11 protein-coding genes are annotated in these 14326 nt (G+C 59.5%); 5 read left to right on the forward strand and 6 right to left on the reverse strand.

Going from position 1 to position 14326, the window contains the following annotated elements; all coding sequences use genetic code 11:
- Positions 1–9 precede the first annotated feature (9 nt).
- Together araC and EKL29_RS03280 are read left to right on the forward strand one after the other, a co-directional pair.
- Positions 10–927 (forward strand): arabinose operon transcriptional regulator AraC, encoded by a 918-nt coding sequence (gene araC / locus EKL29_RS03275; RefSeq protein WP_120452490.1) that lies wholly within the window; start codon positions 10–12, stop codon positions 925–927.
- Between the two features lie 78 nt (positions 928–1005).
- Positions 1006–2046, forward strand: coding sequence for an oxidoreductase (locus EKL29_RS03280; protein WP_120452491.1), 1041 nt, complete (start codon positions 1006–1008; stop codon positions 2044–2046).
- A gap of 225 nt (positions 2047–2271) precedes the next feature.
- Here EKL29_RS03280 and add read toward each other — a convergent pair whose 3' ends face one another.
- From add to malX, 3 genes are all read right to left on the reverse strand, one after another.
- On the reverse strand, positions 2272–3270 hold the full coding sequence (gene add / locus EKL29_RS03285; RefSeq protein WP_120452881.1) for an adenosine deaminase: 999 nt from the start codon (positions 3268–3270) through the stop codon (positions 2272–2274).
- Positions 3271–3404: 134 nt separating this feature from the next.
- Positions 3405–4586: a MalY/PatB family protein gene (locus EKL29_RS03290; RefSeq protein ID WP_126688833.1), complete on the reverse strand. Its 1182-nt coding sequence runs from the start codon at positions 4584–4586 to the stop codon at positions 3405–3407.
- A 5-nt stretch (positions 4587–4591) separates the two neighbouring features.
- Positions 4592–6175 carry a maltose/glucose-specific PTS transporter subunit IIBC gene (gene malX / locus EKL29_RS03295; RefSeq protein WP_126688834.1) on the reverse strand — a complete coding sequence of 528 codons (1584 nt, stop codon included), beginning with the start codon at positions 6173–6175 and terminating at the stop codon, positions 4592–4594.
- Between the two features lie 181 nt (positions 6176–6356).
- Here malX and malI point away from each other — a divergent pair, with 181 nt between their 5' ends.
- Positions 6357–7388, forward strand: a complete 1032-nt coding sequence (gene malI / locus EKL29_RS03300; RefSeq protein ID WP_120452496.1) for a Mal regulon transcriptional regulator MalI — start codon at positions 6357–6359, stop codon at positions 7386–7388.
- A gap of 38 nt (positions 7389–7426) precedes the next feature.
- Here the strand turns inward: malI and EKL29_RS03305 are convergent, their stop codons facing one another.
- A complete protein-coding gene (locus tag EKL29_RS03305) occupies positions 7427–8926 on the reverse strand; it encodes a YdgA family protein (protein WP_120452498.1) in 1500 nt (499 codons plus the stop codon).
- Positions 8927–9058: 132 nt separating this feature from the next.
- The gene (gene manA / locus EKL29_RS03310) at positions 9059–10234 is read right to left on the reverse strand and encodes a mannose-6-phosphate isomerase (protein ID WP_126688835.1); all 1176 of its coding nucleotides are present in this window, start codon (positions 10232–10234) and stop codon (positions 9059–9061) included.
- Positions 10235–10427: 193 nt separating this feature from the next.
- Here manA and fumC point away from each other — a divergent pair, with 193 nt between their 5' ends.
- Positions 10428–11825 carry a class II fumarate hydratase gene (gene fumC / locus EKL29_RS03315; protein WP_120452502.1) on the forward strand — a complete coding sequence of 466 codons (1398 nt, stop codon included), beginning with the start codon at positions 10428–10430 and terminating at the stop codon, positions 11823–11825.
- 42 nt (positions 11826–11867) lie between these two features.
- Here fumC and tus read toward each other — a convergent pair whose 3' ends face one another.
- The gene (gene tus, locus EKL29_RS03320; protein WP_126688836.1) at positions 11868–12797 is read right to left on the reverse strand and encodes a DNA replication terminus site-binding protein; all 930 of its coding nucleotides are present in this window, start codon (positions 12795–12797) and stop codon (positions 11868–11870) included.
- 213 nt (positions 12798–13010) lie between these two features.
- On the opposite strand from tus, the gene EKL29_RS03325 reads away from it, so the two are divergent.
- Positions 13011–14195 carry an MFS transporter gene (locus EKL29_RS03325; RefSeq protein WP_120452883.1) on the forward strand — a complete coding sequence of 395 codons (1185 nt, stop codon included), beginning with the start codon at positions 13011–13013 and terminating at the stop codon, positions 14193–14195.
- The last annotated feature ends 131 nt before the right edge of the window (positions 14196–14326 follow it).

Consider the following 14326-nt stretch of genomic DNA (forward strand, 5'->3'; position numbering starts at 1 on the left):
GAGGGCGTTATGTACCACCGTGAATCCACAGCGGCGCAGCAAAATCCTCTGTTGCCCGGTTATCCCTTTAACGCCTGGCTGGTCGCCGGGCTGACGCCTATCGCGGCCGACGGCCCGCTCGACTTTTTTATTGACCGTCCCCACGGTATGAAAGGTTTTATTCTTAACCTCACCATTAAAGGCAAAGGTCGCGTTTTCGACGGCGAGAACGGCTTTGACTGTCTGCCGGGCGATATGCTGCTGTTCCAGCCGAAAACCCCGCACTACTACGGACGCGCGCCGGACAGTCCCGAATGGCATCACCGCTGGGTTTACTTTCGACCGCGCGCCTACTGGAACGACTGGCTGCAGTGGCAGGATGCGCGCGAAGGCGTAGGGCGGCTGCATCTCAACGAGACGCTGCGCGCCGAATTTGATCGCCTGTTCGCCAGCATCGAGCAGACTCATAACTCGGGTCGCCGCTTCGCCGAAGAGCTGGCAATGAACCTGCTGGAACGTCTGCTGCTGCGCGCGGTGGAAGAAGATCCGCGCAGTCATCAGCAGGTGCGCGACCCGCGCATTATCGAAGCCTGCCAGTACGTCACCAACCATCTGGCCAGCGAAGTAAAAATCGAAGAGGTGGCGCGCCACGTCTGCCTTTCGCCGTCGCGCCTGGCGCACCTGTTCCGCGAGCAGATGGGCGTCAATCTGCTGCGCTGGCGCGAAGACCAGCGCGTGATCCGCGCCAAACTGCTGCTGCAAACCACGCAGGAACCTATCGCCAGCGTCGGGCGGGAAGTGGGTTACGACGACCAGCTCTATTTTTCACGTGTGTTCCGCAAACGCGTCGGCGTCAGCCCCAGCGACTTCCGTCGGCGCAACCAGGATGCGCAGGATACCTTGCTCGCTGAAACCCCCTGGCCGATGGCGCAGAGTGCTATCTCCTGATTTTTCGGGGGAATCCTGCTTGTTCTAACCGACGCTATGGTCTTAAATCAGTCGGGTATGCGAATAAGAGGAGTGATAATGAGCGACAAACTTCGTGTTGGATTGATGGGGTACGGCTTCGCCAGTAAGACGTTTCACGCGCCGCTGATTGCGGGCACGCCGGACGTCGAGCTGGCCGCTGTCTCCAGTAGCGACGAAGCGAAAGTGCACGCCGACTGGCCGCAGGTTAAGGTGGTGGCCGAACCCCAGGCGCTGCTGGACGATCCTACGCTGCAGCTGATCGTTATCCCCACGCCTAACGATACCCACTTTCCGCTGGCCAAGGCCGCGCTGAATGCCGGTAAGCACGTCGTGGTGGATAAGCCCTTTACCGTGACGTTGTCACAGGCGCGTGAGCTGGAAGCGCTGGCGAAGGCCAAAGGTCTGCTGCTTTCCGTTTTCCATAACCGTCGCTGGGACAGCGATTTCCTGACCCTTAAGCAGCTGCTGAAGGATGGCACGCTGGGCGAGGTGCGCTATTTTGAATCGCATTTCGACCGTTTTCGTCCGGAAGTGCGTCAGCGCTGGCGCGAGATGAAAGGCGCTGGCAGCGGCATCTGGTACGATCTGGGACCGCATCTGCTCGATCAGGCGCTGCAGCTGTTTGGCGCGCCGGTCGCCATTAATGTCGATATGGCGGAGATGCGTCCGGGCGCGCAGACCACCGACTATTTTCACGCCACGCTCACCTATCCGCAACGCCGCGTGGTGCTGCACGCCAGCATGCTGGTGGCCGCCGAGTCGCCGCGTTATGTGGTGCACGGCACGCGCGGTAGCTACGTGAAATATGGTCTGGACCCGCAGGAAGACCGGCTGAAAGCGGGCGATTTTCCGCCGGGCGAGGAGTGGGGCTACGATATGCGCGACGGCGTGCTGACGCTGGCGGAAGGCGACGGCGTCAAAGAAGAGACGCTGATGACGCAGCCGGGCAACTATCCCGCCTATTATGCGGCGGTGCGCGATGCTATCAGCGGGCGTGGCAACAATCCGGTCACGGCGGAAGAGGCGATCCAGGTGATGGAGTTGATCGAGCTGGGGCTACAGTCGGCTGAGAAGCGACAGACGCTGTCGCTGAAGTAACAGAAAAGGTCGGCTGCGCGCCGACCTTTCTTTTGGGCTTTTGGTGGTCACAGGCAGCTCAAAAAAGTAAAACGTGGGTGACATGGACCGAAGAGCAAAGCGTCCCGCGCCAGGGACGGCGCGGGCCGAGCTGCCATGGATGGCGCTTTTTGCGTCTTTGCGATCGGGCCTTGTCACCCACGTCGCCACGTTGCCGATAAGCTGAGGCCGCACCCGCGGCCTTTCTTACGCCTTCACTTTATTGCGAATGGCGGTTTTCTCCGCGTCGCTCAGGAAGGCGATGGTCAGGCCGTTCTCCTGCGCCTGGCGGATCTGCGCAGCGCTCAGCCCGGCGGCAGGGGCAGCGTGCTGATATTCATGCGCCAGTTCAATCCCCTGAACCGCCGGATCGTCGGTGTTCAGCGTCGCCAGAATGCCGTGCTCCAGGAACTGTTTCAGCGGATGGTGCGCCAGCGACGAAACGGTGCTGGTCTGGATATTGGACGTGAGGCAGGACTCAATACCGATGCGATGCTCGGCAAGAAAATCCATCAGCGCGCGGTCTTCAATCGCTTTTACGCCATGGCCGATACGCTCGGCGCCCAGCTCGCGGATCGCCTGCCAGATGCTTTCCGGACCAGCCGCTTCACCCGCATGCACCGTTACGCGGAAACCGGCGTCGCGCGCCTGCGTAAAGTGGCTGAGGAACTCGCTGCCGGGAAAGCCCAGCTCATCGCCCGCCAGATCGACGGCGGTGATGTGATCGCGGTGCGCCAGTAAGCCTTCCAGCTCGCGCAGGCAGGCTTCGTCACCGAAGGTGCGGCTCATAATGCCAATCAGGCGCACGTCAACGTTATATTTCTGACAGCCCGCCTTGATCCCGTCGATTACCGCTTCTACCACGCCCGCCACCGGCAGGTTATGGTTCATTGCCATATAGCCCGGCGAAAAACGCAGCTCGGCGTAGTGAATGCCGGCGCGCGCCGCATCTTCGACATTCTCCAGCGCAACGCGGCGGCAGGCATCAAGATCGCCCAACACCTTCACACCCCAGTCGAGCTTATTAAGAAAGCTCACCAGATCGGGCTGATTTTCAACCACCTGAACGTGCGGACGCAGCGATTCCAGCGAGGTGGCGGGCAGGGCAAGGTTAAACTGACGGCCTAAATCCAGAATGGTCTGCGCGCGGATATTGCCGTCAAGATGGCGATGGATATCGGTAACGGGAAGGCTGGGATCGAACATGCTGCACTCTCTGACAAGGATAAAAGTGCAGACCATTATAGAAACATCTTGCGCAACATAGCGAGTCATTTGCGCAACCTGCGCCGCGTCTGCTGCGATATTAAGCGAAAGGGCGGCTAAGAAGCCGCCCGGTTTCATGCGCCGAGCGCCTGTAGCGCCGCAATCAGGCGGCTGAGACCCTCGTCCAGCTTGCTGCGCGGACAGCCAGCGTTCAGGCGCAAAAAGCCCCGGCTCGCTTCTCCATAGGTCGAGCCGGGCATCATCGCCACTTTCTGTTGCTGAATAAGCTGCTGCTGCAGTGCCGCCTCGTCGATGCCAAGCGGATTTAGATCGAGCCACGCCAGGTAGGTCGCCTGTGGCGGCTGCCAGTCGAGCACAGGAAAGGCTGCATTAAGCCGCTGGGCCACGTGCTGCAGATTTGACTGCAAACAGGCGCGCAGCGCGTCGAGCCAGGGCGCGCCTTCGCGATAGGCGGCGATATGCGCCGCCACGGCGAACACCGCAGGTGAGGAGAGACCATCCGCCTTCATCTGCTGCATAAAGGCTTGTCGATCCTGTTGATCGCTGATGATCCCCCACGCGCCCGTCAGCGCCGGAATATTGAAGCTTTTCGATGCGGAGGTAAAAAGCGCCCAGTCGCTGCGCGCAACTTCGCTCCAGGGCAAATGCACAACGTCGCCCCACACCATATCCATATGGATTTCATCGCTGATGACGCGTACCTGGTAACGTTCGCACAGCGCGGCCATCTGCGTCAGCTCCTCCCGCGTCCAGACTTTGCCGGTGGGATTATGCGGACTACACAGCAGCATCAGCTTGCACCCTGGACGAGCGAGCTGCTGCTCCAGCGCCTGCATATCGCAGCGCCAGCCTTGCGCATCACGCAGCAGCGGCTGGGCAAGAATCTGGCGTTGACTCTGAGTCAACAAGGTATAAAAAGCATCGTAAGCGGGCGTATGGATAAGTACTTCGTCGCCCGGCACCGTCCAGCGGCGCATCGCTTGCGCCACCATATAAATCACCGAAGGGCCGTATACCACTGACCGCTCATCCGGCGTCGTGTGGAAACGCGTCTGCATCCAGTGGCAAACCGCCGACAGAAAGTCGTGATGCTGCCAGCGGCTGTAGCCGAACACGCCGTGATCGAGCCGCTGCTGCAGCGCCGCGCGAATAGCGGGCGCAACGGCAAAATCCATATCCGAGATGGTAAAGGGCAGCAAGTCCGGCTCGCCAAAGCGGTCCGCGACAAAGTCCCACTGCGTGCAGTAGCTGCCGCGTCGGTCGATAACTTTATCAAAATCAAAAGATTCACTCATATTCGTTACACCGTCACATTCATCAGCTGCGCCAGCTCTTCCTTAACGGACTGCACCTGCGGCCCGATAACCACCTGTAGCGTAACAGGACTAAGGTGCACGACGCCGATGGCGCCGTTGGCCTTCAGCGCGGCGTCATTGACCTTCGCCATATCGACGATGCGCAGACGCAGACGGGTCAGGCAGTTATCCAGCGAGGTGATGTTCTCCACGCCGCCCAGCGCGTCGAGAATGGCTGGCGCGTTGTAGCCAGATTTACCAATGCCCGCGCGGCTGACCTGCTGCTCCAGGCCGCTCTCTCTTTCACGTCCCGGCGTGGCGATATTGAAGCGGATAATGGCGAAGCGAAACAGCAGGTAGTAACCTGCAAACCAGATCGCGGCGGCGACCGGCACCCAGTACCACTTCGTTGCAAGGCCGTGCAGGATGCCGAACACGACAAAATCAATAATATTGCCGTCCGTGTTGCCGATGGTAACGCCCAGCACCGCCATAAGCGTAAAGCCAAGCCCGGTCAGCAGGGCGTGCAGCAGGTAGAGCGCCGGGGCGACAAACAGAAACAGAAACTCGATCGGTTCGGTCGTGCCGCCAACCACGCAGGCCACCACGCCGGAAATCAACAGTCCTTTGATCTTGTGACGATTCTCTGGCCTCGCGCAGTGATAAATGGCTAACGCCGCGCCGGGCAGGCCACCAAGAAACGCGGGCATTTTTCCCTGCGAGAGAAAGCGGGTGGCGCTTTCCGAGAAGCCATGCACTTCCGGACAGGCGAGCTGCGCCTGGAAAATGGTCAGCGCGCCGCTGACGCTCTTGCCGCATACCTCCATCGTGCCGCCCGCATCGGTAAAGCGGATAATCGCCACCAGAATATGCTGCAAACCAAACGGCAGCAGCAGGCGCTCGCCGGTGCCGAACAGCATCGGGCCAAAGTCGCCCGCACCGTTAATCATCCAGCCGAGTCCGGCAATGCCGCGCGCGAAAAAAGGCCAGATCAGCGGTACCACAAGGCCAAGCAGCCCCGTCACCAGCAGTGTGATGATGGGAACGAACCGCGTGCCGCCGAAAAACGCCAGCGCGTCCGGCAGGCGCACGTTATGGAAGCGCTCGTGCAGCCAGAACACCACGACGCCGACAATTACCGCGCCAAGAATGCCGGTATCGATCGCCTGAATGCCGAGAACTGACTGGATATTGTTCGCTTTCAGCAGCGCGGCATCGCTGGTGGGCAAAATGCCTTTAATCGTGAGCCAGAAGTTGGTGCTGAGGTTCATCACCGTATAGCCAACAAAACCGGCAAAGGCGGCGACGCCTTTATTTTCACGCACCATGCCGAGCGGGATGGCAATAGCGAACATCACCGGCAGAAAGCGAAAGGCGAATGCGCCGGTTGTCGCCATCCAGACAAACAGATGCTGCAGCAGCGGATGGTCCAGCAGCGGGATTAACGTCAGCACGTCACGGCTGCTGAGGGAACTGCCGATGCCGAGCAGAATGCCGCAAAAGGAGAGCAGGGCGACAGGCAGCATAAAGGTTTTGCCCAGGCTCTGAAAAAACTCCCAGAGCGACAGGCGAGGAAGCGGAGCAGACATATTTTCTCCTGGAAAGAAAGCGGACGGGTATCAAGGTAAAATGATGATAAAACGTTTTACCACCGCTTTATGAGCGGGCCGTCACAATGTGAGCGTGGCAGGGTCAGCTAACTTTATTCGTCAGGTTTAACGTTTTACCTATATGATAAGGCGATTAGATAGTGTTTCGCAGGCGAGCATCATGACGCAGCAAAAAGTCACCATTAACGACGTCGCCGAAGCGGCTGGCGTCTCCGTCACCACCGTTTCTCTGGTGCTCTCCGGCAAGGGGCGCATCTCTCCCGCCACGGTGGCGCGAGTTAATCAGGCGATCGAACAGTCAGGCTATGTGCGCAACCGTTCGGCGGCCTCGCTGCGCGGCGGTGCCAGCGGCGTGATCGGGTTGATCGTACGAGATCTCAGTCAGCGGTTTTACGCTGAAATGACCGCGGGCCTCAGCGAGGCGCTGGAGACGCAGGATAAGATGCTGGTGCTGGCCCAGAGCGGCGCGCAGGGAAAGTATCTGACGCGCTGCTTTGATGCGCTGGTGGCGCAGGGGGTGGATGGAATAGTGCTGGGCGGCGATGCGGGCAATGGCGCGGCGCTGGCGACGCGCGCCGCAGAGCTTGGGCTGCCGCTGATTTGCGCGTCGCGCGCCAGCTATCTGGAGGGCACGGACAGCCTCCGGCCCGACAATGCGCTGGGCGCTCGCATGGCGACGGAGTATCTGATCCGCCAGGGGCATCAGCATATCGCCTGGCTGGGCGGCAGCGGCGCGTCGCTGACGCGCGCCGAGCGCATCGGCGGCTACTGCGCCACCTTGCTGCAGTACGGCTTACCCTTTAAGCCGGAATGGATTATCGAATGCGAAGAGAGCCAGAATGCGGCGGCTGAGGCGACCACGCAACTGCTGCAGCGCTACCCGCGCCTGACGGCCATTATCGCCGCTAATGGTGCCACCGCGCTGGGCAGTTACTTTGCCCTGCTGCGCAGCGGCCGTACGCTGGGCAAGGGCGCGGTTGACAGCTATTACGCGCAGCAGATGGCGCTGGTGGGATTTAGCGATGAGCCCCAGGCGAACCTGAGCGATCCGCCGCTGACCTTTATCTGCAGCCCGGCGCGTGAGATGGGACGGGCCGCGGCGGCGCGTATTCTGCTGCGGATCAGCGCGCCGGAGACGGCCAGCCAGCATATGATCCTGACGCCGAGCCTGATTACCAGCGAAAGGAGATAAAAAAAGCGACCCGCAGGTCGCTTTTGTCAGGCTGCCGTTTACTGCGGCATGCCTTCGCTGGTTGGCAGGCCGAGCATATAGCGCGACATAAACTGCTCCAGCGTCATCGTATCGCCGTTCATATTTACCTGGCCGCCGTTGTACTGCAGGCTGGTGACGATATTGTTGTCCTGCTGCTGGGTCAGACGGAACATCTGCCCCATCGCCGCCAGGCCTTTTACCTGCTGATCCGCCAGCTTCTGCGCGTCATCGCCAGAGTAACCTTCGGCCAGGCCGACGTTGCGCATCACTTCTGTCGCCATCGGCATATTGATAACCAGTTTGGCGGTTAACCCCTTCAGCACGCGATCCACCATGCCGGCCAGGTTTTGCGGCTGGCCGGTGACGGTAGCGGGATCGTTAAAGTTGGCGGTCAGGTTAAAGGTGCTTTCACCTTTATCATTTTTCCAGCTCAGCGGCGCGATGCTCACCATCGGCGCGCCTTTCAGCAGCGTCGGCAGATTGTTCATCAGAATGGTGTTAACGCCTGCCTGATAGCGAATCGGATCGCTGGCAAGGCCAGGCTGATTCAGCAGATCCTGCATCTGGGCGTGGTAATTATCGGAGAAGGTTTTCACCGCCTGGGCATCAAACTGCGCCAGCTTCATGCTCAGCTTCGCTGCGCCGAAATCATTGCTCTGCAGATGCACGTTATCGACCTGATAATCGATATTGCCGCTGATTTTGCCCGCTTTGTTATCGAACGATGAAGTGCCGTTGAGTTTTTGCAGCGTCAGCACATCTTTGCCGTTCGCGCTGGCGTTAAATTTATCCAGCTCGACTTTCTGATCGCCGATGCGCACGCCTTCCGGCGTCAGATGGGTATTGCCGCTTACGCGGACGCCGTTGGCGGTGAAGAGCACCGGCAGACCCATCTCGTTTTTACTGGTGATGGCGATGCTGTCGATATCGCTGTCCACGGAAACTTTATCGCCTTTGCTGTCTGCGCTGACGTTCAACGTGCCGCCGTTGGTCGCCACGCGCTGGCCGGTCTGGGCGTTCTGGTAATTAACCGGTAAAAAGTGCAGCGCGGTATCGGTCGCGCCGCTGTAGCCGATGCGGGTGTCCGCATTGGCCGGCGATTTATTGTCGGTCAGGGCGAAAAGGTTTTTCAGCGCATCGGTATTTTCCAGCTCGGTATGCACCGACGCCATGCTCGGGATCAGCGTAAAGCGACGCAGCTGCGCGAACGGGAAGGGACCGTGATCGATGGTTTCGTTAAAGACGATACTTTGGCCCGGTTTCAGGAAGGCGTTATCTTCGGTCTGCGAACTGGCCTGCAATACCAGCTTCGCTTTGCTGCTGAAAACGCCGCGCTGGTAATCCTGATAGCTGAGTTTGAGTCGGCTATTGGGCGCATAAGCGTTAAGCTGTGTATTGGCGTTCTGCACCAGTTCATCCATATGGCTTTCCAGCTGCTTACCGGTAAACCATGCCGCGCCGGTCCAGATTACGCCCAGGGCGATAATCACACCTACGGCAACGTTGGTCTTTTTCATTGCTGAGTCGTCCTTATCCTTGTATCCGCTTACGCCGCTCTCCGACGTCCGGCGAGGGAAGAAAAACGCCCGCAGGCGTTTTTCGCTAATAGATTGAAATAATAGCAGTTAGGGCCAGTTCCGTCAGCCGAATCAGCGCAATGCGTTAAAAACGCGCGCCAGACGGCCGCTTCCTGTCGCTTTCAGCGCGCCGTCGCTGGCGGGAATAAAGCAGGATTCCCCTGGTTGCAGCACCAGCTGCTGCTGGCCCAGCGTCAGCGTCGCCTGACCTTCGATACAAAACAGGATCGCCGCGCTCTCCTGAGAAAGGGTTTGCGGTTCGCTGTCCAGCATATGAATGGCAAAGGCGAAATCCTCCACCGGGATGGGGAAGTTCAGGGCGCGATCCTGCGGCTGCGGCTGCGTAAGCAGCTGCGCGGCCGGTTTTGACTGAAACTTCACGTTGGCGAGCAGCTCGGGAATATCGATATATTTTGGCGTCAGTCCGGCGCGCAGCACGTTGTCGGAGTTGGCCATTACCTCCAGCGCCACGCCGTTCAGGTAGGCGTGCGGCGTCTCTGCATAAAGAAACATCGCTTCGCCCGGCTGCAGCGTAACCACATTCAACAACAGCGGAGAAAACAGCCCGCTGTCGTCGGGATAATCCACCGCGATCGCCTTGATCGTTTCCCAGGGCTGGCCTTCGCGCGCATTGAGCGCGGCTTTCAGCACGTCCAGCGCCAGCGACTTCGCCTCGCCCTGCAGTGAGAGCAGAGTCGTAAAGAGCGTGGCCAGATTTTCGCTGTCGGGATGCTGCAAAAAGTGGGCAATTTGCGGATGCGCGCCCGCGACCGGCTGCAGCAGGGAGGCGATTTCCGTCAGCTCGCGAAAGCCGTTCATCGCCTGAAAGGGCGTCAGCGCATAGACCAGCTCCGGCTTATGGTTGGCGTCTTTGTAGTTGCGTTCCGCCGCATTGAGCGGAATACCCGCGGCGTTTTCGCGCGCGAAACCCTCTTCAGCCGCGCTTTTGCTCGGATGCACCTGAATCGACAGTGGCTGATCGGCGCACAGTACCTTAAACAGGAAAGGCAGTTCGCCAAAGCGCTTCGCCACCGCGTAGCCCAGCGACGCCTCTGGCGCTGCGTCGATCACCTCGCGCAGCGAGCGGCGCTCGCCCTTGACCTCAACCTGCGAAGGGCTCTTAGGGTGCGCGCCCATCCACAGCTCCGCCATCGGCGCGCCGCCAGGATTAGGGATGCCATAGAGTTCCGTTAAGGCGGTTCTACTGCCCCACGCGTAATTTTGCAGCGAATTGACCATTTTTTGCATGATTAACCCTTTAATCACGGGAAGTTATGACGCCTATTAAAGCAGAAAATGGCGTGGAGAATACATATCAAGTGCAAACAGCGCCTCAGACTCGCATAATGTTAAATTCTTGTATGTAAGGATTCTGCGCGTCCAGGGGGCTTGCCGCACTGGACGAACAATCACCACAACCTGTGCTAAAGGAGACGTAGACATGGCAGCCACTCGCATTGAAAAAGATTCAATGGGGCCCATTGATGTACCCGCAGACAAGTTATGGGGCGCGCAAACGCAGCGCTCGCTGGAACACTTCCGTATCTCGACAGAAAAAATGCCCACCGAACTGGTCTATGCGTTAGCGCAGACCAAGCGCGCCGCCGCCACCGTGAACCGCGATCTCGGCCTGCTGCCTGCCGATCGGGCCGAAGCGATCGTCAAAGCCGCCGATGAAGTGCTGGCCGATCAGCACAGCGGCGAATTTCCGCTGGCTATCTGGCAAACCGGTTCCGGCACCCAGACCAATATGAATATGAACGAGGTGCTGGCCAACCGCGCCAGTGAAATCCTCGGCGGCGAGCGCGGCATGTCGCGCCTGGTGCACCCCAACGACGATGTGAACAAAAGCCAGAGTTCTAACGACGTCTTCCCGACCGCGATGCACGTGGCGGCGGTAATCGCGCTGCGCGAAAAGCTGATCCCGCAGATTGACGTGCTGAAAAAAACGCTGAGCGAGAAATCCAGCGCCTTTAAAGATATCGTCAAAATCGGCCGTACCCACCTGCAGGATGCGACGCCGCTGACCCTGGGCCAGGAGATCTCCGGCTGGGTGGCGATGCTGGAGCATAACCTCAAACATATCGAGCAGAGCATTCCCCACCTGGCGGAACTGGCGCTGGGCGGCACCGCCGTGGGCACCGGGCTGAATACCCATCCGGAATACGCGGTGCGCGTGGCGAAAGCGCTGGCCGAACTGACGGGGCAGCCGTTCGTCACCGCGCCGAATAAGTTCGAGGCGCTGGCGACAACCGATGCGCTGGTGCATGCGCACGGCGCGCTGAAAGGGCTGGCGGCCTCGCTGATGAAGATCGCCAATGATGTGCGCTGGCTGGCCTCAGGGCCGCGCTGCGGCATCGGCGAGCTTTCTATTCCCGAGAACGAGCCGGGCAGTTCCATCATGCCGGGCAAGGTGAACCCGACCCAGTGCGAAGCGATGACGATGCTCTGCTGCCAGGTGATGGGCAACGACGTGGCCATCAATATCGGCGGCGCCTCGGGCAACTTCGAACTGAACGTCTTCCGTCCGATGGTCATTCACAACTTCCTGCAGTCGGTGCGTCTGCTGGCTGACGGTATGGACAGCTTTAACCACCATTGCGCCGTCGGCATTGAGCCGAACCGCGACCGCATTTCGCAGCTGCTCAATGAGTCGTTGATGCTGGTAACCGCGCTGAATACCCATATCGGCTATGACAAAGCGGCCGAAATTGCGAAAAAAGCGCACAAAGAGGGGCTGACGCTGAAAGGCTCGGCGCTGAAGCTGGGCTATCTTACCGAAGAGGAGTTTGACGCCTGGGTGCGTCCGGAAGATATGGTCGGCAGCATGAAGTCGTAACCAGCAGAGTCAAACAAGGCCAGCGCTGCTGGCCTTGTTGCGTTATATCGGGCAGTCGACCCACAGATGCAGGCGCGGGATCAGCAGGTTGAGCGGCTCCGCCGCTGGCTTATAGCGATGCTGTACGTTATCCGCGTTGTAGTTCAGCAACTCTCCCAGCACCGGCACCTGAGTGCGGTCGCGGCAGAGCACGATAATCGGCGACGGGCAGGCGAGCTGGGTCTGCTTTTTCTCCTCGGCGCGCCAGACGCGCGCGATAGGCTGCACTTTTACCGGGCGTTTTATCTTCAGCCGCGCGGTGGCGGGCAGGGCGCGGACGCTCTCCAGCTCATCCTGCACTTTTTCCGCCCACTGTTCGCGCGTCCAGGGTGCCTGCGCGCGGTTAGCGCTCAGGCTCTTCTCCAGCTGCGCGATAATCTCTTCTCGCTTCACGTTTTTAATGACGTGCTTGTTGGCCCAGCCGAAACGCAGGCTGTCCGGCGCCTGCAGCAGCGTAATGGCGCGATAGGCGTTGAGCGTAATCAGGCCGCGCAGATGCTGATGCACGAACTCAAACCGCGCCTCGCTCGGCAGGCCGGACTCCACCGTGATGATCTGCTCCAGCCGCGCCTTGTATTGATTCACCTGCGCGATTTGAGCGGTGAGGGCGGCTTCGCGTTCGCCTTCTGCTTCGATGCAGATGGCGCCGGGCAGGCGGACGGCGGCTTTGGTACTCAGTTTCTCGGACTGATGCTGCATAAAGAGCCGACAGAAGTGCGCCAGCGCCATCTCGCGCGCGGCTTCGCCCAGATGCTGTTCAACGGCAATTTCGGTTACTGCGTCATGTTCGTGGCCTTTTTCGACTGGCGGCAGCGAGAACACCCGCGCGATCAAGAGCGGCTGCGCCATAATCATCTCGCGTAACTCGGCCAGCGAACGTTCGAGGCTATTGGCGCAGTCATGCAGGTCAGAAATCAGGTCGTAACGCATTATTCGTCTCCATAGTTACAACATACCCTAATGTGGCAGAGAGTGGCCCGCTCTGCAATTTGCTTAAATAGTTACAACATACTTATAGAAGATATTATCAAAACAGTGCAGTCTGCCAGCCTGACAGGAAAAGCAGGCCGCAGAGCGCCGTTTCGGTTTTTTCCTTATGTCATAACATGTTATAAAAGCCGCTACCTGTACAAAACGGTGATGGATGTGAATCAACAGAATAAACCTGGCGTGCTGGCGGTGGTGGTGCTGGGACTGGTGCAGATACTCTCGTGGGGCGGTTCGTTTTATCTGATGGCCGTGATGGCGGCTCCCATCGTCGCCGAAACCGGCTGGTCGCAGCAGTGGGTCTATGGCGCGCTCTCGACCGGCATTCTGGTTTCCGGCCTGCTGGCGCCGCTCAGTGGACGCATTATCGCGCGTACCGGCGGCCGCATGCTGCTGGCGCTGAGCGGGGCGGTGATGGCGGCCGGACTCGTTATCATGGGATTAAGCCACTCGCTGCCGCTGTTTCTTGGCGCCTGGACGATTACTGGCGTCGGTATGGCGATGGGGCTTTACGATGCGCTGTTTGCCACGCTGGGTACGCGCTACGGCGGGCAGGCGCGCAGCGCAATTACCAGCATTACGCTTATCTCTGGGTTTTGCACCACGCTGGTCTGGCCCGGCACTGCGTTGCTTATTCATCTGCTTGGCTGGCGCGACGCCTGTTTCGCTATTGCCGCAATGATGCTGCTGCTGGTGTTACCGGCCTATTTTTACGCACTGCCAGATAAGTCTCTGGCTCTGAAACCGAGAGCGCCAGCCGCGCGTGCGCAGCAGAGCGATATCGCGCCGTCGCTGTTCTGGCTGTTATGCGCTATTTTCACGCTGGCCTCGGTGATCATGACAGCTATCTCAGTACAGCTGATCGCTTTGCTGCAGGCGAGCGGTTATACGCTGGCCTCTGCGCTGGGGATCAGCGCCATACTCGGGCCTTGCCAGGTAGGATCGCGGGTAGTGGATATTCTGTTTAAGCGCGGCCATCCCATCTGGACGGCGTTTTTCTCGGTGGGACTGGTGGCGCTCGGTTTGCTGGCGCTGGCGTTATTCCCGCAGTTTGCGCTGCTCAGCATGGTGCTCTACGGCGCGGGAAATGGTTTGCGCGCTATTGTGCGGGGAACTTTACCGCTGGCGATGGTCAAACCGGAGGCGTATGCCGTTGTTGTTGGTCGTATGGCGCGTCCGGCGCTTATCGGTCAGGCGCTGACGCCGGTGGCGGGCGGTTATCTGTTTGAAACGCTCGGCGCTTCCGCTACGCTGTGGATGCTTTGCGCGCTGGCGCTGCTTAACGTCGCGCTGGTTATGGCGCTTAAACAGCGACTGCCGTCGGCAGCGGCAGAGCCGCGTTAAGGGCAGTGCGAAAGCCGCTGCGCCGCGGGCTGAACAGCTTGTGCTGTCGGCAGCCGGGTTTTAATGAATACGTGCCCTGGCGCAGTAGCCTTGCTTCTAAAAAGCAACAGTGTTTGTTATATTTATTGCTC

This window comes from Pantoea sp. YU22, assembly GCF_003970755.1.
Lineage (GTDB): Bacteria > Pseudomonadota > Gammaproteobacteria > Enterobacterales > Enterobacteriaceae > Pantoea > Pantoea piersonii.

Bases quoted from the DNA above. Each gene is read 5' to 3' on its own strand.
- araC (WP_120452490.1), top strand. From the start codon at position 10: ATGTACCACCGTGAATCCACAGCGGCGCAGCAAAATCCTCTGTTGCCC.
- EKL29_RS03280 (WP_120452491.1), top strand. From the start codon at position 1,006: ATGAGCGACAAACTTCGTGTTGGATTGATGGGGTACGGCTTCGCCAGT.
- add (WP_120452881.1), bottom strand. From the start codon at position 3,270: ATGTTCGATCCCAGCCTTCCCGTTACCGATATCCATCGCCATCTTGAC.
- EKL29_RS03290 (WP_126688833.1), bottom strand. From the start codon at position 4,586: ATGAGTGAATCTTTTGATTTTGATAAAGTTATCGACCGACGCGGCAGC.
- malX (WP_126688834.1), bottom strand. From the start codon at position 6,175: ATGTCTGCTCCGCTTCCTCGCCTGTCGCTCTGGGAGTTTTTTCAGAGC.
- malI (WP_120452496.1), top strand. From the start codon at position 6,357: ATGACGCAGCAAAAAGTCACCATTAACGACGTCGCCGAAGCGGCTGGC.
- EKL29_RS03305 (WP_120452498.1), bottom strand. From the start codon at position 8,926: ATGAAAAAGACCAACGTTGCCGTAGGTGTGATTATCGCCCTGGGCGTA.
- manA (WP_126688835.1), bottom strand. From the start codon at position 10,234: ATGCAAAAAATGGTCAATTCGCTGCAAAATTACGCGTGGGGCAGTAGA.
- fumC (WP_120452502.1), top strand. From the start codon at position 10,428: ATGGCAGCCACTCGCATTGAAAAAGATTCAATGGGGCCCATTGATGTA.